At 39.3% G+C, this 20,193-nt stretch carries 16 protein-coding genes; 7 read left to right on the plus strand and 9 right to left on the minus strand.

What is annotated here, in order from left to right; genetic code table 11:
* Positions 1-88 precede the first annotated feature (88 nt).
* Complete coding sequence (locus BKM32_RS03175; protein ID WP_076663035.1) at positions 89-1,150, minus strand: DUF4382 domain-containing protein; 1,062 nt, start codon at positions 1,148-1,150, stop codon at positions 89-91.
* Between the two features lie 311 nt (positions 1,151-1,461).
* On the opposite strand from BKM32_RS03175, the gene BKM32_RS03180 reads away from it, so the two are divergent.
* Both BKM32_RS03180 and BKM32_RS03185 read left to right on the plus strand, forming a co-directional pair.
* Positions 1,462-2,214: an SDR family NAD(P)-dependent oxidoreductase gene (locus BKM32_RS03180; protein WP_053976363.1), complete on the plus strand. Its 753-nt coding sequence runs from the start codon at positions 1,462-1,464 to the stop codon at positions 2,212-2,214.
* A gap of 18 nt (positions 2,215-2,232) precedes the next feature.
* Positions 2,233-3,366, plus strand: a complete 1,134-nt coding sequence (locus BKM32_RS03185; protein WP_076662511.1) for an ATP-binding protein — start codon at positions 2,233-2,235, stop codon at positions 3,364-3,366.
* A 248-nt stretch (positions 3,367-3,614) separates the two neighbouring features.
* On the opposite strand, the gene BKM32_RS03190 is transcribed toward BKM32_RS03185, so the two are convergent.
* The 3 genes from BKM32_RS03190 to BKM32_RS03200 form a co-directional block, all read right to left on the minus strand.
* Positions 3,615-4,139, minus strand: a complete 525-nt coding sequence (locus tag BKM32_RS03190; RefSeq protein ID WP_053976365.1) for a hypothetical protein — start codon at positions 4,137-4,139, stop codon at positions 3,615-3,617.
* Positions 4,140-4,155: 16 nt separating this feature from the next.
* Complete coding sequence (locus BKM32_RS03195; protein WP_076662512.1) at positions 4,156-5,058, minus strand: OmpA family protein; 903 nt, start codon at positions 5,056-5,058, stop codon at positions 4,156-4,158.
* A gap of 190 nt (positions 5,059-5,248) precedes the next feature.
* On the minus strand, positions 5,249-6,802 hold the full coding sequence (locus tag BKM32_RS03200; RefSeq protein ID WP_076662513.1) for an aldehyde dehydrogenase family protein: 1,554 nt from the start codon (positions 6,800-6,802) through the stop codon (positions 5,249-5,251).
* A 253-nt stretch (positions 6,803-7,055) separates the two neighbouring features.
* Here BKM32_RS03200 and BKM32_RS03205 point away from each other — a divergent pair, with 253 nt between their 5' ends.
* Positions 7,056-7,787, plus strand: coding sequence for a YqjF family protein (locus BKM32_RS03205; protein ID WP_076662514.1), 732 nt, complete (start codon positions 7,056-7,058; stop codon positions 7,785-7,787).
* An 11-nt stretch (positions 7,788-7,798) separates the two neighbouring features.
* Complete coding sequence (locus tag BKM32_RS03210; RefSeq protein ID WP_076662515.1) at positions 7,799-8,104, plus strand: antibiotic biosynthesis monooxygenase; 306 nt, start codon at positions 7,799-7,801, stop codon at positions 8,102-8,104.
* Positions 8,105-8,114: 10 nt separating this feature from the next.
* On the opposite strand, the gene BKM32_RS03215 is transcribed toward BKM32_RS03210, so the two are convergent.
* Positions 8,115-8,351: a T9SS type B sorting domain-containing protein gene (locus tag BKM32_RS03215; RefSeq protein ID WP_076662516.1), complete on the minus strand. Its 237-nt coding sequence runs from the start codon at positions 8,349-8,351 to the stop codon at positions 8,115-8,117.
* Positions 8,352-8,464: 113 nt separating this feature from the next.
* Between BKM32_RS03215 and BKM32_RS03220 the strand changes: the two genes are divergently transcribed.
* Positions 8,465-8,899, plus strand: coding sequence for a hypothetical protein (locus tag BKM32_RS03220; protein WP_053990034.1), 435 nt, complete (start codon positions 8,465-8,467; stop codon positions 8,897-8,899).
* Between the two features lie 38 nt (positions 8,900-8,937).
* Here BKM32_RS03220 and BKM32_RS03225 read toward each other — a convergent pair whose 3' ends face one another.
* The gene (locus tag BKM32_RS03225; protein ID WP_076662517.1) at positions 8,938-9,996 is read right to left on the minus strand and encodes an endonuclease; all 1,059 of its coding nucleotides are present in this window, start codon (positions 9,994-9,996) and stop codon (positions 8,938-8,940) included.
* A gap of 137 nt (positions 9,997-10,133) precedes the next feature.
* Between BKM32_RS03225 and BKM32_RS03230 the strand changes: the two genes are divergently transcribed.
* Positions 10,134-12,893 (plus strand): carboxypeptidase regulatory-like domain-containing protein, encoded by a 2,760-nt coding sequence (locus BKM32_RS03230; RefSeq protein ID WP_076662518.1) that lies wholly within the window; start codon positions 10,134-10,136, stop codon positions 12,891-12,893.
* Positions 12,894-12,904: 11 nt separating this feature from the next.
* Positions 12,905-14,341 carry a DUF5689 domain-containing protein gene (locus BKM32_RS03235; protein ID WP_253187391.1) on the plus strand — a complete coding sequence of 479 codons (1,437 nt, stop codon included), beginning with the start codon at positions 12,905-12,907 and terminating at the stop codon, positions 14,339-14,341.
* A 499-nt stretch (positions 14,342-14,840) separates the two neighbouring features.
* On the opposite strand, the gene BKM32_RS03245 is transcribed toward BKM32_RS03235, so the two are convergent.
* The 3 genes from BKM32_RS03245 to BKM32_RS03255 are packed head-to-tail and all read right to left on the minus strand — an operon-like array spanning position 14,841 to position 20,095.
* Positions 14,841-16,754 (minus strand): OmpA family protein, encoded by a 1,914-nt coding sequence (locus tag BKM32_RS03245; RefSeq protein ID WP_076662520.1) that lies wholly within the window; start codon positions 16,752-16,754, stop codon positions 14,841-14,843.
* Positions 16,755-16,774: 20 nt separating this feature from the next.
* A complete protein-coding gene (locus BKM32_RS03250; RefSeq protein WP_076662521.1) occupies positions 16,775-17,683 on the minus strand; it encodes a type IX secretion system membrane protein PorP/SprF in 909 nt (302 codons plus the stop codon).
* 33 nt (positions 17,684-17,716) lie between these two features.
* Positions 17,717-20,095 carry a gliding motility-associated C-terminal domain-containing protein gene (locus tag BKM32_RS03255; RefSeq protein ID WP_083702076.1) on the minus strand — a complete coding sequence of 793 codons (2,379 nt, stop codon included), beginning with the start codon at positions 20,093-20,095 and terminating at the stop codon, positions 17,717-17,719.
* Positions 20,096-20,193 lie beyond the last annotated feature (98 nt).

Below are 20,193 nucleotides of genomic sequence, written 5' to 3' on the forward strand. Positions count from 1 at the left end.
CTGCCAAACTGTTAATTGTAGGTTAAAAAACAAAGAGCAGCACGGATTGTGCTGCTCTTTAACAATTTTTTATTAGGCTCCTAACATTTTATAACATAATGTCCCCTAAGTTGGTTGTTTCACCTGAAATTACTTCTATCTCTATAAATTCTGAAGTTTCCAAACCAGAACCTTCTTCTGGCGCCACATAAACATTATATATTCCAGCTGGAATCCCTTCCAACAAAAAGGTTCCAAGTTCATCAGTTGAAGCAGAAACCATTTCACCTTCCACCATTACTGAGGCAGTAGCGGAAAGTCCTTCGTTAAGAACCGTTCCCGCGATACTTCCAGGCATTAACGGCAAATTGATAACACCTACATCTGTATATTGGCCATTGATAACTTCAACACCTTCAACCACTGTATACGTATATCCAGAACCTTCTGCAGGGGTAATGGTAACGTCATAAGTTCCTTGAGGCACGCCATTTAAATTGAAAACGCCTTCTTCATCTGTATAAGCCGAAATAATATTTCCATCTACTTCAACAGAAGCGACCGCTTGAATATTGGATGGGGAAACCATCCCTTCAATGATTCCAGAAGCATATTCTGCACTGGCATAGATAACTGGCTTTAAATTGATATTCCCTGAATCGCCAGCAATTACAATAGATTCATCAACAGTAAAGTCCAATAAGAATTCGTAGGTAAATCCGGGATCCAAGGTTTCATCCACCTTAATCTTCAAACCAGATTGTTGTGCACTTGGGGTTTGTAAGTCATGTGTCACTCCGTCAATAACCACAGTGTTATCGTCGCCCAACACCAATCTAATTTGATTCAACATGCCAGAAGGCACTTCAAAATTGTCTACCAACAATACACTGATACCTCCGGTAAGTTCCAAAAGGTCGTAAACACCAGCATTGATAGGACCTAAACTCTGCCAACCGCTTTCGCCATCGCTGTTATCGTTCACCTTCACCATAACATCTTGAACATCTATAAAGACGTTATCAAAATCGCCAGGTTCATCGGATAATTTAACAGAAATAAAAGAGGTGCCTTCCACGCCATTTCCAGTAGAGGAATCGCTACTACAATTTGAAAGGGTAAAAAATATGACAGCACTAAATAATAAAAAGGATGTTTTTAAAATCTTCATAAATAATTTGGGGTTTTGTCTATATATACGCAGCATATCCTTCTTTTAGATTATTCAACTCAAAATTCCGACCATACATTCCTAAAAAACAATCGATTACAGAAATATTTTAACATAAACAGTCATAACTTCACAAATAAGCTTTCTTCAGCTTACTTTATTCCTTCACATTTCTGTAACTTTAGTTTGTTTTTAAAGGCCTGTACCGCCAAAAAAGTTTGCAAATTTATGCCATTTCTCAATTTAGGAAAGGCATTTTTGCAATAATCTAAAATCATAAACGCTAAAATTACCTAGTTAATATAAAATCAATGAAAAAAACTGCTTTAATCACCGGAGCAACCAGCGGAATTGGACGCGCCACCGCCCATATTTTTGCCAAAAACGGCATTCAATTGGTATTATGCGGCAGACGACAAGAACGTTTGGACACTATTGAAGAAGCCCTTAAGAAAGAGACCAACGTGATTACTTTAAACTTTGACGTAAGAGATAAAGAAGCCACTTTAAATGCCATTGCTTCCTTGCCCGAAGATTTCAAAAATATCGATATTTTAATCAATAATGCAGGCAACGCCCATGGACTGGACCCTATACAAACTGGCTCTTTAGACGATTGGGACGCTATGATGGACATTAACGTGAAAGGACTGTTGTATGTGAGCAAAGCGGTAATTCCTGGAATGACAGAACGCAAATCTGGTCATATTATCAACATTGGCTCTTCTGCGGGAAAAGAAGTATACCCCAAAGGAAATGTTTACTGCGGAAGCAAACATGCCGTATTGGCCATAACGGAAGGAATGCGCATTGACCTTAACCAATTTGGCATTAAGGTAAGTGCCGTGAACCCAGGAATGGTAGAAACCGAATTCTCTCAAGTGCGTTTTAAAGGAGACCCTGTAGCGGATACCGTTTACAAAGGATTTGAAGCGCTTCAGGCCGAAGACATTGCCGACATCATTTATTTTGTAGTATCACGCCCTTCACACGTCAACGTTGCAGACTTATTGGTGTTTCCAACTGCACAAGCCTCCTCAACCATCGTTAAAAAAGAGCTATAACCTTTAAGAAACAGCTATATGATTAATAAGCGCCTACTCATTAAAAACCTTCTCGCACATAACGACGAGAACAGTTTTTATGATAAAAAGCGTAAAATCGATATTAGCCAAAAGGAAGGAAAGGCCAAATTTTTAAAGCACATCTGCGCGCTTTCCAATAGCAACCCCAAAAACAACTCGTATATCGTTATTGGTGTTGATGATGAAGACAATAAAATCTGGGGAGTGGATTTCTTTGATGACAGTAAGATTCAAAACCTGATCAACGCCTATTTAACCAACCCACCCATCGTGCAATATGAGAATATTCCTTTTCCTCATTTGCCAGACAACAAAGTGGTGGGTTTGGTAACCATTAGGCCTATTGGAAAAATTACTTCCCTACGGAAAAACATTTGGAAATACTACGGAGGCTCCGTGTTTTTTAGAGAAGGCAGCATGAGCATGCCCAAAGTTTTCGATGTTGAGATCAAAGATGTCAACTCTAAAATTGTGGAGGCCATCGAGCACCATTCCCAAAACAATATTGAATATACTTTGGATGGGGTGTTCGACTTCATGAACAAACGCAAGGATTACAACCCGCAGTACAAGGTTTTTAAGGAATACTTCGTATTATGCTGGTCTGGAAAGAAAAAGACGGTTAAAGAGGAAATATTCTTTTCCAGAGTAGATATTGAATTGGTGAATGAGCAGGTTCGGATTTTTTTTTCCAATCTAGACGAGGTTTCCATCAGTTATGACGACAGCAGTTTCAAAATCATTGAATACGTTAAGTTAGGGCTTCAAAACTCCTACAGATACTACCCTTTGGAAGAAACGCTTATCAGTTTTGAGGACAACGCCAATTACAATATAGACGCCAAATTATTGTTTCAGCCACCCCAATTCGATAAAAAGGTTTTGCACCACATCTACAATACCAACAACACTTTATTGACCAAACTCAAAAAAGGACTCACTTTAACACCCAATGAACTTGCCGACCTAAGAAACCTTCCTGAAACCTATTTAATCTGCTATCTCAACTTGTTTCACAATGCCATTGACAAATTGAACGAGGCCAAACCTTACTTAAGACAATACAGCGAAAGCATCTATGATTCCTACAAAGATGCCATGCGGATTTTAAGAAAAGTGAAGTACAGTTAAATGGTCTTTTAGACCTTTACCGATTATACATTTTTTGATACCAATTATAGATTTCCGTCAATTCATCAACTTCTTTTTCACGAATTTAGCCTAGCTATTAATCAATTAAATACATACCCTATTTCTCCCGATAAAAGTTCGGCATTGAAATAGGGTTTTGTTTTTTAAACAAATACTTTCTTAAAATAAAAAAGCCGCTTCGAAAATCGAAACGGCTTTTATCATACAGCCCCACCACTCTAATTTATTTAAAGGCCTCCATCAAGTTCTTGTTGCCAATCAAAAAGTTCCTTCCATTTGCCTTCATAGGCCAATAAAGCCTGTTTTGGCCAAGTTTTTGGATTATGGATTTTATAGGCTTCACCACCATCATCCAATACTTCTTGACATTTTGGCACACTACATTCCGATAGTGCTTTCCAAGTATGCACGCCATGCTTATGAAACAACTCTTGAATTTTAGGACCAATACCTTCTACAATAGTCAAGTCATTTTCTTTGACAACTTTGCCAAAGATTGCCTTGGCTTCCGCAGCATTAAAAGGCATAGCAGCATGCGCCATGGCAGCTGCCATACGACTATCCTGCATTTGGATGGCCCCTAGTTTATCTTTACAGGATTTCAGGTTGCCCTCTAACTCGGCAATCTTGTTTTTCAACGCTTGAATTTCAGCGGTGTTGTCAGGTCCTTTTCCTAGCATTTTGCCTAACAGATACCCTAACAGGGCACAAATGGCCCCGACTATGATTGGAATTAAACTACACATATTCATAATTTATCTTTTTGGTTTATGGTTTGTTAACAGTTACAATGGTTCTTCGGTTAGCAGCACGCCCTTCGGTAGTACTATTGTCTGCAATAGGTTCTGAAGACCCCTTGGATTCAGTCATGACTTTAGCCTCTGGAATGTGATGTGTTACCAAATAAGTTTTGGCAAAATCGGCACGTTCTTTACCCAATACTATGTTGTGATCTTCTGGACCTGTGGTATCAGTATGCCCAACAATGGTACAAGTGGCACCATCCACCTTGTCAAGGTATCTTGAGATTTTAGCAAACTTTTCACGCTGTTCCTCGGTTAGCTTAATGACGAACTCATCAATTCCAAAGTACAGCACCAAAGGGTTACTGTTGATCTCGTCTGCCAAAGCATCCAAATCACCATGATCCCCAGTAGTTGCCACAGCAAACTCCACAGGACCGTAATAAATGTTGTCTGCATCAGGAACCATGGCATCATACATTTTGCCATGCGTATCAATAACTCGTGAAGAAATTCCTTTGGACACAAAATAGTTCTTGACAGCTCCTGCCCTTGCTAACCCTAAGTTGGGGTAGGCCGTGTGGTTGACTTCATCACTATTGTAATACCCTGTAATACTAACAGACTTGTCTGGATTTTCAGCCAAATAGGCCGACAATTGCATCACCCCGTCTGTAACTTTTCCGGAAAGTGGCTCTAAAATGGTCATTTCCGATGTCTTAAAGTTAAAATTGTCATTAACCTTTACATCCAAATTGCCATTGGCATCTTGAACCAAAAATGGATTTTTGGTTGGTTCAATTACTGGTTCTGAAACAATCTCTTCCACCACAATTTCCTCCACCTTATCACAACAGTAATAATAGTTCAAAAATGCGCCAAGAAGGATTGTAATCAGAATACCGAGTTGGTACGTTAATTTACTCATCTAGCTAAGGATTAATTAATTAACCTTGAAATTACTAAATTTTGAGCAACTTTTAACATAAATGAACAAGGAAAATTTTTCTGACTTAAAATAAGGTAACAGATGAAATTATTTACAAGTAAATCTAATCGGCTTTAAACAAAAAAAAGCCCCATTTTTAATTGGAGCTTTTCTAAGTATGGTTCGTCTTCTACAAGTCGAATTTAATCCCTTGCGCCAATGGCAGCTCAGTAGTATAGTTAATGGTATTGGTTTGTCTACGCATATACACTTTCCAAGCATCACTTCCAGACTCTCGTCCCCCACCGGTTTCCTTTTCACCTCCAAAAGCACCTCCAATTTCGGCACCTGAAGTTCCAATATTTACATTGGCAATCCCACAATCAGACCCTGCAACCGACAAAAAGCGTTCTGCTTCACGCAAATTATTGGTCATAATTGCAGAGCTCAACCCTTGGGCAACACCATTTTGAATCTCAATAGCATTTTCAACATCTCCAGAATATTTCAACAAGTACAGTACAGGCGCAAAAGTCTCATGCTGCACAATTTCAAATTCTGGCTGTGCTTCGGCAATCGCAGGTTTTACATAGCATCCACTTTCATAACCCTCGCCAGAAAGAACACCGCCTTCAACCAAAATATTACCACCTTCAGCAACCACTTTGTCCAAAGCTGCTTCATACATGGCCACAGCATCCTTATCAATTAACGGCCCAACATGATTGTGTTGATCTAATGGATTTCCTATTCGCAATTGCTTGTAAGCATCCACTATAGCCTGCTTCACTTTATCATAAATACTATCGTGAATAATCAATCGACGAGTAGATGTGCAGCGTTGTCCACAAGTTCCCACAGCCCCGAACACAGCGCCAATCACCGTCATTTTAATATCTGCATCTGGCGTTACAATAATCGCATTGTTTCCTCCCAGTTCCAATAAAGATTTTCCTAAACGAGCAGCCACTTCCTGCGCTACAATTTTTCCCATTCGGGTAGAACCTGTGGCCGATATTAAAGGCACACGAGTATCCTTAGTCATAAACTCCCCTACGCGATAATCGCCATTTATCAAACAGGAAATTCCTTCAGGCAAATTGTTGGCGGCAAAAACTTCAGCTGCCAAATTTTGGCAAGCCACCCCACAAAGCGGCGCCTTTTCACTTGGCTTCCACACACACACATCACCACATACCCAAGCTAATGCAGTGTTCCATGACCAAACTGCTACCGGAAAATTAAAGGCCGAAATAACACCAACAACTCCCAAAGGATGATACTGTTCGTACATTCTGTGTCCTGGACGTTCCGAATGCATAGTCAAACCATGCAATTGACGCGACAAACCAACAGCAAAATCGCAGATGTCTATCATTTCCTGAACTTCTCCCAAGCCTTCTTGATACGATTTCCCCATCTCGTAAGACACCAATTTTCCTAGCGCTTCCTTTTTCTCTCTCAATTTATCTCCAAACTGCCTTACAATCTCCCCTCTTTGAGGCGCCGGCGTGCTGCGCCAAATTTTGAAAGCAGAAGTTGCCGACTCCATAACCCTTTCATAATCGTCCTTTGTGGTAGATTTTACCTTGGCAATAAGTTGTCCATCTACTGGGGAAAAACTTCCAATAATATCACCGTTTGAAAAACTTTGAGTTCCTGTGGAAGTCCCTTCATTTATATCTTTTATCCCTAATTCCTCTAGGGCTTTTTCTATCCCGAAATCTATTGCAACTGCCTGCATAATTTAAAATTTTTGAATTATTTGTTTGCTTTTTTGCGAATATACTAATAATAAGTCGCTTTTATAAAACACAACTAACTCAGCCAATCAAGATTCTTGCTTTTTCACTACAAATCCAACACTTAACGATAACCGAACACAAGACACTCAAAATCAATTAAAATCCCATAAATATGTAAAAGTTAAAACAAAATAAATCCGTATTTTTAAGGAAGCCTATTTCGAACCAACATCCCTCTGAAAATACACTAAAATGAAAGCTACAGAGCTATTACAACACACTAAACACCGCTCGTTTAACATACCAAAAAGGCCTTGGAAATTCTATCAAGAATGGAACAAGGCCCTTTTTTTTCATTGGGAAATCGAACCTAAGGAATTGGAGCCACTACTCCCTCAAGGATTGGAATTAGATACCATAAATGGAAAAGCATGGCTTAGTTTGGTAGCGTTCGATATGAACAATATTGGGGTTAGGAGTGTTCCAAAATTACCCCATATTTCCGATTTTCATGAAATCAACCTTCGTACTTATGTCAAAAGACATGGAAAACCAAGCGTTTATTTTTTGAGTATGGAAGGCAGCAAAAGGTCCTCTTGCAGTATCTTGAAAATGATTTCGAAGTTCCCTTATCAACATGCCAATATCAAGCGCAACGATTATAGCTATCATTCACAAAACACCAAACAAAATAATAACCTTGATGTGGAATATCGGCTTGGCGAGTATTTAAATTATAAAGACGAGACGGATATTTGGCTAACGGAGCGTTATGCCGTTTTTCAGGATTATCGAGACAACCTAATCGCCTATGATGTCCATCATTTGGAATGGCCCATTCAAACTCTCAATGTCAAAAAATTGGAGGTCCACTACCCTAAATTCGATATGTTTTTAAAGACGCCTCCAAATCGAAGCCACTACTCCAAAGGTGTACAGGTATTAACTTGGGGAAAACGTAAATTGCCCATTGCCCACCCTTAATACAAAATCAAATGAATACAAAGTTTCAGCCCTATTACGCCGTCATTTTCACCTCCAAACATAGTAACACACTTGAAGGCTATGCCGAAATGGGCCAACAAATGGAACAACTGGCCAAAGAGCAACCAGGCTTTTTGGGAATGGACAGCTCCAGAAATGACATAGGCATCACCGTTAGCTATTGGGAAAGTTTAGAAAGCATCCAACAATGGAAACAACACAGTGAACATTTGGTAGCTCAGCGCAAAGGGAGAACCCATTGGTACAGCTGGTTCAATGTAAAAATCTGCAAGGTAGAGCGTGAATACGAGTTCTAAAACATGTTGATTATCGCTTCAAGGTAAAATGTCCTTGAAAAACCTGTCCTTCAATCTTGATTAAATACCAATAATCGCTTGTAGGCATTAGGGCATCGTTATAGGTGCCATCCCAAGCAAAAGAGGTATTTTTGGAACTCACCAACAATTTCCCGAAACGATCAAACACATAAACTTCAGACGACGAAAAAGACTCAATTCCTACCAAATCAAAACGGTCATTATGTCCATCGAAATTTGGTGTCATGGACAAATTTGACAATCAAACCCAAAGAAAAATCACAATTTCAAATTAAACCATAATCTCCTCCCATTTATAAATTGCTTACATTTGTTGAACCAATTATTTAAATACATACAATGTACAGTACAATCAAATTTCTGCATTCATATTGGGCCTATCTGGTTCTCATTATTTTAATTTTAGCAACCTTTAATGCGTTGATGAAATTTTTCAGCGACAAAGAATTCTCTGCTAAAGATTTCAGAATCTCGTTATTCACGCTTATTGTGACCCATATTCAATTATTATTGGGGCTTATTTTATACTTTGTATCTCCCAACGGATTGCAAACCATAAAAATGAATGGCATGGGAGGCTTAAACAGCCTATCCAGACTTATGGCCGTTGAACATCCATTTGTAGCCATTTTGGCGGTAACCTTTATCACCATTGGTTACTCGAAACACAAAAAGAAATTGACATCGAAACCAAAATTCAAGTCTTTAGCCATTTTTTATTCTTTAGGATTGATATTAATTCTCTCCAGAATCCCTTGGAGCAACTGGTTATAAAAATTAAAAAGGCGTCAATTTTCATTGGCGCCTTTTTTTTATTCAGCTACTTCTTTGATCAAATAGATATATACAGGAAAGTGATCGCTAAATCCATCGGTAAAACCTCCATCCGCAAAACTCCGCAATGGATAACCTTTATACCGACCATACTTATTGGTCAAATAGTTTTTATTGAAAATTCCCGCTTTGTAAAACCTAAACGACGAATAATCCTTTTCAATTAAAGGTTTGGTCATCAATATTTGATCGAACAAACTCCAGGCATCACGGTAGGCAGTGGTTCCCAATCCCTCCTTTTTGAACAGGTCTTCATACGGATTATAAATACCTTTCAACTGCACATCCTCACGATTGGCTTTGGCATTCAGCACCTTTTTCACACTGGCATTGGTAGGATCGTCATTCAAATCGCCCATCGTAATGATCTTGGCATAGGGATCTATAGACTGTAAAGAATCAATCATATGCTTATTCAATTTGGCTGCGGCAACTCGTTTCGGCCTACTTTTGGCCTCCCCTCCACGTCTGGAAGGCCAATGGTTTACGATAATATGTATCAGTTCCCCCTCCAATTCGCCAGACACCAGCAATTGGTCTCGGGTGTAAATCCGCTTCTGACTCTCATCATCATAAATTTTCAATTCATAGGAAGCATCATGAAGCGGCCTAAATACATCCTTTTGATAAAGTAGTGCCACATCAATACCCCGTGCATCGGGCGAATCAAAATGTACAATTCCGTAGTCCTTACCTATAAGCAAGGAATCGTTTACCAAATCCTCCAAAACTTGACGGTTCTCCACTTCGGAAACGCCAATTATCACAGGAGAATTATTGGAAATATCTGTCCCGATTTCAGAAATCACTCTGGCCATATTATGAACCTTTTTCATATATACCTCCTTGATATCAGTTTTCATTTCCAAAATTGGGCTGGCCTCATCAAACTTTACCGGGTCATTGATAGTATCGAAGAGATTTTCCAGATTGTAAAAGGCAACCGTGTGGATTTTAAATTTCTTCTTTTCCTGGGCAGTTATGACCAATGATGCACTTAAAAACAGCAAAAACAACCAGTAATTTAAACTTTTCATTTAGTGAACGTTATATTTTGATTAATATCTAACAGTTTCAAATTCAAATTTATTTATTTCTTATAAATAATGTATTTTAGTTAGCTTTAAATAACTGTTACTTAACAAACAAGAGCATTTTAACACTAACCATAAGTATGAAAAGAAAACTACTTGCCCTCATTGTTACCATTTGTTCTCCTATTTTATTGATTGCCCAACAAACCCTCGTTAAAGGAAGCGTAAAAGACGTAGCCACATTTGAGCCCATCCCCGGTGTTACCGTTACCATTGAATCCAGCCTACAAACTACACTAACCGATGCCCTTGGAACCTTTGAATTCTCCGAAAACCTTCCTTTGGGAGAACAAGTCCTTAAAATTGAAAAGACAGGGTATATTACCAAACGCTACCCCATTGTTATCAAAACCGGAAAAACAGTAGACATCTCTGATATGACTATGGCGATTGATGTCTCAGATTCTGCCGATCTATTTACTATCACACTTTCAGATGACGAATTAAATGATGACACCAGTGCTTCCGACAATATTTCTGGCCTGCTACAGTCTTCACAGGATGTATTTCAACGTACAGCTGCTTTTGAGTTCAGTTCCTCTTTTTTTAAGGTAAGAGGTTTGGATTCGGAGAATGGCTCGGTACTGATTAACGGGATCGAAATGAACAAACTCTTCAACGGCAGGCCGCAATGGAGTAATTGGGGCGGACTAAATGACGTGGTCCGCAACCAAGAACTCACAACAGGCCTAGCGCCTTCCAACTATACATTTGGTGGCATTTTAGGAACTAACAATATTAATACAAGAGCCTCGAGCTATAGAAGAGGTGGCCGTGTGACCTATTCCTCTTCCAACAGAAGTTACACCCATCGTGTGATGGGTACATACGCCTCAGGATTGGTAAAAGGCGATTGGGCCTATGCCATATCTGTGGGCAGACGCTGGGGAAATGAAGGCTATCAGGATGCCACATTTTACGATGCCAATTCCATATTCGCGTCTGTTGAAAAGAAAATCAACGACAAGCACAGTCTTAATTTCACTTCCATTTATGCCCCAAACAGAAGAGGCAAATCATCACCAAACACACAGGAGGTTTACGATTTAAAAGACATCAGATACAACGAGTATTGGGGCTATCACGATGGAGAAAAACGCAACTCGCGGATCAAGGAAGTGGTAGAGCCCATCCTTATGTTGAATCATTATTGGGACATTAGCGACAAAACCAAATTGAATACCAACATTGCTTACCAATTTGGAAAGTTAGGAAATAGTAGATTGGATTATTCGGGTGGCGCCAATCCAAGTCCCACCTATTATCAGTTATTGCCAAGCTATGCCTTGGCAGATCCTGACGGACCAGACTACGACACCGCCTACCAATTGGAACAAAATTTCTTGAATAACGGCCAAATAGATTGGAACCGGATTTATGACGCCAACCTTACCAACAATATCATAGGCACCCCAAACGCTTATGTGCTGTATGAGGACCGAAGCGACGACCAGCAACTTACGGTGAACTCCATTTTCTCTTCCGAGATTTCAGAGAACATTCTACTGAATGCCCGCATCGACTACAAAAATTTAAATTCGGAAAACTTTGCAGAAATTATGGATCTCTTGGGAGGATCCGGATATTTAAACTTGGACAGTTTTGACAATTTTCAGTATGACCTTCAAAACCCTGATAGAATTGTGGGCGAAGGCGGAAAAATTCGCTACAACTACAACCTTTTGGCCTCTGTGGTTTCGGGATATACCCAGGCACTGTTCAAATACAATAAAATAGATTTCTACCTTTCGGGAAGTTTAAGCACCACCACATACCAACGTGAAGGCCTTTGGCAGCATGAACGCTATCAGGACAACTCGCTCGGGAAAGGCGAAAAGCTCACCTTTAATGGCTTTGGAGCCAAAGGTGGATTCACCTATAAAATTACAGGAAAGCATTTATTGGATGTTAACGCTGGTTACATTACCAAAGCGCCTTCATTGAGAAACACCTATTCCAACGCCCGTGAAAACGATGCCGTTGTAAGAAGTATTGAAGAAGAAAAAATAACTTCTGTTGATGCTAGCTACATTTTTAGATCTCCAATTATTAAGGCTCGCATCACTGCTTTCTACACCAAAATTGAAGACGCCAACGAAATCTCATTTTATTATGCCGATGGGATTAGCAGTTTTGAAATTGAAGACAATGACTCCTCTGCCTTTGTTCAGGAAATCCTACAGGGAATTGACAAAAAACACCTAGGCACCGAAATTGGCATCGAAGCCCAAGTCACCCCAACCATCAAGCTTAAGGGAGTCGCATCCATAGGGCAATACACTTACGACAACAACCCAAATTTATACCTAACATCTTCAAGTTTCACCAATGAAAACGGTATTGATTTTGGTCAATCCAACCTAAAAAATTATAAAATAGCAGGAGGCCCACAAAAAGCCTATTCCCTAGGATTTGAATATCGAGATCCAGATTATTGGTGGGTAGGAGCCACTTCCAACTTTTTTACAAACACCTATGTAGATATTAGCCCATTGACTAGAACCCGAAACTTCTATTTGGACAGCGACGGCCTTCCTTTCAATGATTACGACCCAGAAATTGCCAAACAACTGTTGAAACGAGAACGATTTGACGACTATATGGTAGTAAACCTTATTGGAGGTAAATCGTGGAAAATCAATGATTATTACATAGGCTTTTTTGCTAGTATCAACAACCTTTTGAACAAGACCTATAAAACTGGTGGTTTTGAACAAGGAAGAAACGCCAATTACCAAGAGTTAAAAGAGGACGCCAGTAACGATACACCCGTATTTTCACCAAAATATTGGTACGGTCGCGGCACAACCTACTTTGTAAATGTTTACTTCAGATTTTAAAAAAAACAACTATGAAAAATAAATTAGCAATCCGTACAGAAATGAAAAGATACCTTAGGCTTTTAACGGTTTTCACCTTCATAACCACTATAACTTCCTGCGTTCAAGATGACGATTTTTCAGTACCAACAAGTCTTGGCAATGAAGAGAACCAGAATCTACAAACTTTATTGGAAAATGGTACCGAAGTTTCCATGGAAACGGTAAAAGCCATGTACCAAGAAGGAGAAGTCATCGAACAAATTACTTCCGATATTTATATAAAAGGCTATGTAACCTCGTCCGACTTTACCGGAAATTTTTATAAAGAATTCTTCATTCAAGACGCTCCAGAAAACCCTAGCAATGCCTTAAAAGTAATTTTGAACAGAGTAGATTCCTATAATCAATTCAATCCAGGAAGAGAAGTTTACATCAATCTAAAAGGCTTATATATTGGTGAAGAACGTGTAGGCAATGGTGTCACAACCATTGGGGGCAAAACAGAAACCGATCAATACGGGACCACTGTGGTAGCTCTTACTGAAAACCAAATCAAGACTAATTTATTGCGCTCCCAAAACACCACTACCATTAGCCCTAAAGCAATGACCTTTTCCCAAATATCCGATGACAATATTGGAATGCTTATAAGTGTTGACAATGTAGAATTTGAAGACAACCTAGAAGGCGCCACCTATTTCGACCCTATTGAAGATTATGACACAAAAAGAACCCTTCAAACCTGTGATGGTTTTGGTTACGCCACCTTTCCTCTAGAGACAAGTTCATTTGCCAATTTCAAAGACGACCTATTACCCACAGGAAACGGTTTAATAACAGCAATTGTAAACAAAACTTTTGACGGAAGTACCTTGGTATTGACCTTAAATAAAACTGAAGACGTTAACCTAAACGATGAGCGTTGTTCACTTTTAGACCCTTCGGATTTCACAGTAATCTTTGAAGAAGACTTTCAAACGGCTATCAACAACACCAACTTTGATTTTGAAGGATGGACCAATTTCAACGAAGAAGGCAATTATAAATGGAGAGAAAAAACCTATTCAGGAAATGGCTATATTGAATTTAGCACCTACAATTCCGGAAGTCCTGTTAATATTGCTTGGGTTGTCACACCAGCATTCGACATGGATGCCCAGGACAATGAATTTTTAAACTTTAAAACGGCACAACACCATTTGGATTCTCCTGAAAACACTATAGAACTATTTGTTTCCACCAACTACAATGGCACCGATGTACTTGCTGCAACTTGGGAACCTATAAGTGCCAATTTTGCCTCGCAATCAGATGACTGGTATGATTTTGTGGATTCCGGGTTAATTGATCTTTCTTCCTATTCAGGAACCTTATATGTAGCCTTTAAAGTGGTAGGTTCAGGAACAGATACCACCTTGGATGGCGCCTATCAAATTGATGATTTATCCATCATTGCGTCAAACTAAACAAAACTATATCTATCTTTCGGCCGACTTTTAAGTCGGCTTTTTTTTGTTTAAAACCTAACGCATATGACTTTCTTCGACGCACTATTTTATAGCACCTTTAACCACATAAAAACAAAACACAAAACCAAGGCAACCCGCATCAGCACCATCTATCTAACTATCGTGCAATGCTCCTTTCTACTATTCCTGGGAGTTTTCTTTTCAGAATTTTTAAGTCAAATGCGAGTAAACACCATGTCATCCTATAAAGCTTGGACATTGTTTGGTATTTTGGCCATCATTCTTTATTTCAAAAATTGGATCCAATACAGCGGAAAGAAAAGACGTGTAAAAAATGCTAAAGTGATTCATAACAAAATACCGCAATACAGCATCTGGATACTTTGTTTACTCCCTATTGGAGTTCTATTTGTATCCATACTTTTACTAAAGGTTTTATAAAAAAAGCCCCATCATTTCTGACGGGGCTCAATTAACACTTAGTTATTCAGTTAGGTTAGTTTGCTGTTTTAGGTCCACCGCTTACGATGATGAACTCCGATCTACGGTTCAGCTGGTGCTGCTCCTCGGTGCAGTTTGCTCCACAATCAACCTTAGGCTTGGTCTCCCCTTTGCCCTCTCCAGTGATGCGGCTCTTGTCGATGCCCTTGGAGATCACGTACTGTGCCGTAGACTTAGCACGTCTGTCGGACAGTGACATGTTGTAGTCCTCAGATCCGCGGCTGTCCGTATGTGAAGTGGCCAAGATCACCATCTCCGGGTACTTGGTCATCACCTGTACCAGCTTGTCAAGCTCAAAGGCCGCCTGTGCCGTGATGTTCGATTTGTCGAAGTCGAAGTAGATCGGGTTGAGTACCACTTGGTCCGCTACAATAAGATCCTCAATAGGTGCCAATTGAACAGACTCTCTAACTTCCTTCTCAAGGCTTCCCTCGATCGACACTCTCTTTCCTATATAATTTGTAGCGGTTACACCCAATTCGGTATCTGCTTCACAAAGAACACTAAAAGATACCATTCCTTCTTCATCCGATGTCATACTTCCCATTTCTGCACCGTTAACACCATACAAAGTAGCCAAGGCACCAACTATGACATCACCTGTCTTCTCATCAGTAATCTTTACAATCAATTGTGTATCGCAAGGCTCTTCTACTTTTCTTACCTGGTAAACATCGTCATTCCCTTTTCCTCCAGCACGGTTAGAGGATACAAACCCCATACTTGTCTCATCATTTATGGTAAATGAAAAGTCATCCCCACTACTGTTTACTGGAACTCCAAGATTACGCACCGAAGCCAAGGCAGCTCCATCATATTTTGTATAGAACACATCAAGACCTCCAAGTCCCAAATGACCATTCGATGCAAAATAAAGATCTCCCCCACTGCTCATAAATGGGAAGACTTCATGTCCTTCCGTATTAACAGTACTACCTAAGTTTTCCGGTTCACCCAAGGTACCGTCCTCTTCTATCACAGCACGGTAAAGATCAAAACCACCCATACCACCAGGCATGTTAGAGGCAAAATACAAAGTCTTGCCATCCGGGCTCACCGCTGGATCCTTTACCGAATAGCTATCGCTATTAATAGGAAATCCTTCAGCTTGAGACCATCCTGATTCCGTCTTATTGGAACGGAACAAATGGATCACACTAATCTTAGTACGATCTTCCTTTTCGTATACTTTCTCAAAAAAGCTTTCCCTTGAAAAGTACATGGCATTTCCATCAGGGGAAAAAGATACAGTTCCCTCATGGTATTTAGTATTGATTTCCTTACTCAACAATTCACCTTCACTGTAAGTTCCGTCTTCAGCCTTTGCAAACCTATAAACATCCAAAAATGGCTCTCCGTTCCAGCCATAGATCTTACGCTTTGTATTTCTGGCAGAAACAAGATAAAGATCCTCTCCATGCTGAACCGCTCCAAATTCTGAATACTTTGTATTCAAATCCATATCCTGTACCTCAAAACTTTTACGTGTAGATTTGATCTCCGATATGTAATCTGGCGTAGATTGATAAGCTTTAGCACGTTCATCTCCTGGAGCCAAAGAGGCAAACTTAGCCATTTGAGCATTGGACTCCGTGTATTTACCGTTGGCTTTTAGCATTTGCGAATATTTGTAGATTGTTTCAGGATCTTGATTCCCTGCCTCAATTGCCATCGCATACCAACGCTCTGCTTGCTCTGTGTTATAGATGTTATAATTAGCTTCTGCCAACTGAGAGTATACATAAGCATCTCCTTTGCCCTTTTCCACCAATTTTCCGTAAGCATCTGCCGCTTCTATGTATTCAAACCTCGCATAAAGGTCATCTGCTTTTTTAGTATCATTGTTCTGGGCGCTCATGCTAAGCCCTCCCATCATCAATATTGTTATATATGTATGTATGTTATTCATTTTTTTTGGCTTATCCAGTTTTAGAAATATCTAGGTGATCTTGAAACTTTCTTCACGAAGTTTATGTCCCACAGCAACATAAACTCAGAAGAGTATTTCGCATAATGTTTGATATCAGACGTTACAAAGTCATGCGCATATCCAATCCTAAGATTTGGAGTAATCGCAAAATTTACTAATGCTGCAAAAGAATCATCCAATCTGTAAGAACCACCAACCTCAAATCGCTCGAAGAACAATGCGTTTAAATTAACATCAAAGGATGTCGGTGCAGAAAAGGCCGACTTCACCATAAAAGAAGGCTTCAGTTTTGTATTCTCCGAAAGTTGGAACACATATCCCCCCGTTAAGAAATAGTGACTTACTTCCGATCCAAGCTCGTAACCATCACTATCAAGATGCACAGAATTCAACATGTTAGGAACAGAAAAACCAAAATAGTAGTGATCTGTATAATAAAAGAATCCAGCCCCTATATTTGGTGTAACGCTGTTGATATTTTCATTAAAGAAAGGGTCATTAGCATCGGTCAATTCCAAATCTGCCAAACCTATATCATGGAAGGTTGCCCCTGCTTTGATTCCAAATGCCAATCGATGTTCACCACCCAATCTTAAGGTGTAAGAAAAGTCAGCGTAAACATTATTCTCTTTCACAGGTCCAATCTGATCGTTAATAAACGATATCCCAAGGCCCATATTCCCCCCAATTGGGGCGTTTGCGAAAAATGTTCCTGTACGGGGTGAATCGTCCACACCTGTCCATTGAGATCTGTAAAGTAACCCCAAGCTTAAAGTTTCAGCTTTGGATCCTGCATAAGCAGGGTTTACCACACTCATGTTATACATGTACTGTGTATATTGTGGGTCCTGTTGCCCATAGAGCTGTACTCCTATCAACAGAAGCATTGCTACATATATTCTCTTCATCTGTTTCGTTTTGTTGTTTCTAGGTTAGTTAAATTATTTGTTAAGGTATACCCAACCACAGTGTGTCTCTCCCTCTCCAAACTCCATAGTATAGAAATAGGTCCCTACTGGCAGATCCTCACCATCATTGGTTTGCCCACGCCATTCATTAGTGTAATTGTGTTTTGAATATACCAAAGTGCCATATCTATTAAAGATCTCAATCTTTTTCACTCCAAAACTACTTAACTCAAAGTATTCATTAACAGTATCTCCATTAGGCGAAATTCCTTCTGGGATTTTGCACACTTCAGCAACCACATTTGTTGACACTTCATACGAACACCCTAACAACCCTGTATTACTAGTAATTACAGCGGTATAAGTATCTGCTCTATTTGTAGACAGACTTAAACCTGATTCTCCCGCAATAAGTCCCTCGTCTTCAGAGTACCATTCTATTGTTACATCAGATTCAGAAAATCCGTCTAGATCCAAAGACATTACTACAGGCTCTTCATCCCCTGCACAAAATGCATATTCTGTTTCTTCATTATCAAATGTTGCATAAGGGATATCTTCCACTTTCAACTCAATATCAGCCAAATAATAACAGTCAGGATCAAAAGTACTTTCAACTCTCACATAAATTGTTTGAGGGTTTGTTACATTTTCATAAGGGAAGCTAATACTAGCATCTCCAGAATTGGCATCATCCAAAGAAGTATGATAAGACACTACAAACATTGAGGCATCTACATTACTTAAAATATCAGATTCCAAATAGGTTAAATCAAAACTCTCAATACCATCTCTAGATTCGTCATCACAAACATAATCCGTCAAATGGATATCTGAGTCCAATTGTAAAAGCGAAATCGTTTCTGAAGCTGACAAATCTCCTACACAACTAGGTGGTATAAAAGTATATTCAACACCATCTATCCAATAATATCCACTCACCCCTACAAATGTAAGCGTATTGGTATCCTTCCCTGTAATGAATGAAACAAGATGAAGTTCGTGTACAACTCCCGAATCAACTATTTGAGAATTAACACCATCAGTCACTTCCATTTGCGCAGTACCATTTCTCTTCGCAGAACTAATGAATATTTCCGAACCTTCTGGAACTATATCGTCCAACACCAATACCAACTCATTGGTAGTACCAGTAGTTGAAATATATGCAGAATTGGCATTGGTCGCCAAAGTGCCAACAGTTTCAACAGCTCCTACCGTATTATCAGGATTTACTCCCCCAGAAGCAGACAACCCATTCCCTGAAACTGGTGGATTTGGAGAATCTGTAGACACAAGTGTCAACGTTTGTGCTGTTGTTGGAGCTGGTACTACTATTGTAGCGGCTCCAGTATCGTCTAGCTTTATTGTTTGTTCTGCACCACCGTTTAAGGTATAAGTTACCTCATTATTATTTACACCAGTAATAAAGAACTCAGCATCATTACCATCACAAATAATATTACCAGCTACTGTAAGATCAGCCGTTGGCAAAGGAAGTACCACTACATCAAAACTATCAGCTAACGTATCCCCACAATTATCTGTAATTGTTAATGTATAAGTAGTGTCTTCTGTAGGAGTAAATACAGGGTTAGGAATTGTTACATCACTCACCCCTTCCGCAGGAGACCAAGCATAGGCAGATGCTCCACTGTAAGTAGCATTAATATTACCAATACTATCACCTGAACAAATTTCTCTGTCCACTAATCCCCATGTATTTGAAAAGGATACATATTTAAAACAAATTTCCTGTACGTTATAGGATGCTCCTGTAGAACCTGTATATCCAAAATACACATTGGAAACACCTCCAAAAGCTTGTGTAACTATATCCCCCTCAAAAGTAATACGTTCTTCGCAATCAAAAAACACTCTAAATGTTTGAGTAGCAGCATTCCATGATATTTTAACTTCATGATACATACCATCTTCTATATTGCCAGATGTAGCCGAAGCAACTACAGGCCCAATAAGATTATTAGAGCTGGTGTGATAAGTATCACCATTCATCATAAGAGCCAAGTGATCTTCATCTATATCATCTCGATTCCCATTTCTCCAAGTATCAAACTCAACAGCTAAAGTGCCGGTAAGACCTTCATAACCTAATCCCCCACCTGGCGTTCCGTACTCAACATCGGCAGTGGTTTTCATTACAAAAGCCATCCCATCGGCTCCATCGGCATCTCTATCACCAAAATTTGCATCAAAGATGATTTCAAAATCCCCAGTAAGATCTATTACATTATTATACCACACCGCACCTCTTTGAGTTGTAGTATTATTTGTAATCCTGTAGCATTCTCCTCCCAAAGATGAAGCTGATCCATGAAAGGATGGCACCAACTGTGCCGATATTTTTAATGAAAAAAACAAAAAAATAGATAAGTATATAAACTTCCTCATAAATATAAGTATATAGTTGAAGGTTAATTTTGCCGCTAAAATAACATAATTAGATTTTAATTAACAACTCTTCATCCTTAATGTGAAATTTTTACAAA

This window comes from Mangrovimonas sp. DI 80 (assembly GCF_001975575.1).
In the GTDB taxonomy this organism is placed as follows: Bacteria; Bacteroidota; Bacteroidia; order Flavobacteriales; family Flavobacteriaceae; genus Mangrovimonas_A; species Mangrovimonas_A xylaniphaga.

Bases quoted from the DNA above. Each gene is read 5' to 3' on its own strand.
- BKM32_RS03175 (WP_076663035.1), bottom strand. From the start codon at position 1,150: ATGAAGATTTTAAAAACATCCTTTTTATTATTTAGTGCTGTCATATTT.
- BKM32_RS03180 (WP_053976363.1), top strand. From the start codon at position 1,462: ATGAAAAAAACTGCTTTAATCACCGGAGCAACCAGCGGAATTGGACGC.
- BKM32_RS03185 (WP_076662511.1), top strand. From the start codon at position 2,233: ATGATTAATAAGCGCCTACTCATTAAAAACCTTCTCGCACATAACGAC.
- BKM32_RS03190 (WP_053976365.1), bottom strand. From the start codon at position 4,139: ATGAATATGTGTAGTTTAATTCCAATCATAGTCGGGGCCATTTGTGCC.
- BKM32_RS03195 (WP_076662512.1), bottom strand. From the start codon at position 5,058: ATGAGTAAATTAACGTACCAACTCGGTATTCTGATTACAATCCTTCTT.
- BKM32_RS03200 (WP_076662513.1), bottom strand. From the start codon at position 6,802: ATGCAGGCAGTTGCAATAGATTTCGGGATAGAAAAAGCCCTAGAGGAA.
- BKM32_RS03205 (WP_076662514.1), top strand. From the start codon at position 7,056: ATGAAAGCTACAGAGCTATTACAACACACTAAACACCGCTCGTTTAAC.
- BKM32_RS03210 (WP_076662515.1), top strand. From the start codon at position 7,799: ATGAATACAAAGTTTCAGCCCTATTACGCCGTCATTTTCACCTCCAAA.
- BKM32_RS03215 (WP_076662516.1), bottom strand. From the start codon at position 8,351: ATGACACCAAATTTCGATGGACATAATGACCGTTTTGATTTGGTAGGA.
- BKM32_RS03220 (WP_053990034.1), top strand. From the start codon at position 8,465: ATGTACAGTACAATCAAATTTCTGCATTCATATTGGGCCTATCTGGTT.
- BKM32_RS03225 (WP_076662517.1), bottom strand. From the start codon at position 9,996: ATGAAAAGTTTAAATTACTGGTTGTTTTTGCTGTTTTTAAGTGCATCA.
- BKM32_RS03230 (WP_076662518.1), top strand. From the start codon at position 10,134: ATGAAAAGAAAACTACTTGCCCTCATTGTTACCATTTGTTCTCCTATT.
- BKM32_RS03235 (WP_253187391.1), top strand. From the start codon at position 12,905: ATGAAAAATAAATTAGCAATCCGTACAGAAATGAAAAGATACCTTAGG.
- BKM32_RS03245 (WP_076662520.1), bottom strand. From the start codon at position 16,754: ATGAATAACATACATACATATATAACAATATTGATGATGGGAGGGCTT.
- BKM32_RS03250 (WP_076662521.1), bottom strand. From the start codon at position 17,683: ATGAAGAGAATATATGTAGCAATGCTTCTGTTGATAGGAGTACAGCTC.
- BKM32_RS03255 (WP_083702076.1), bottom strand. From the start codon at position 20,095: ATGAGGAAGTTTATATACTTATCTATTTTTTTGTTTTTTTCATTAAAA.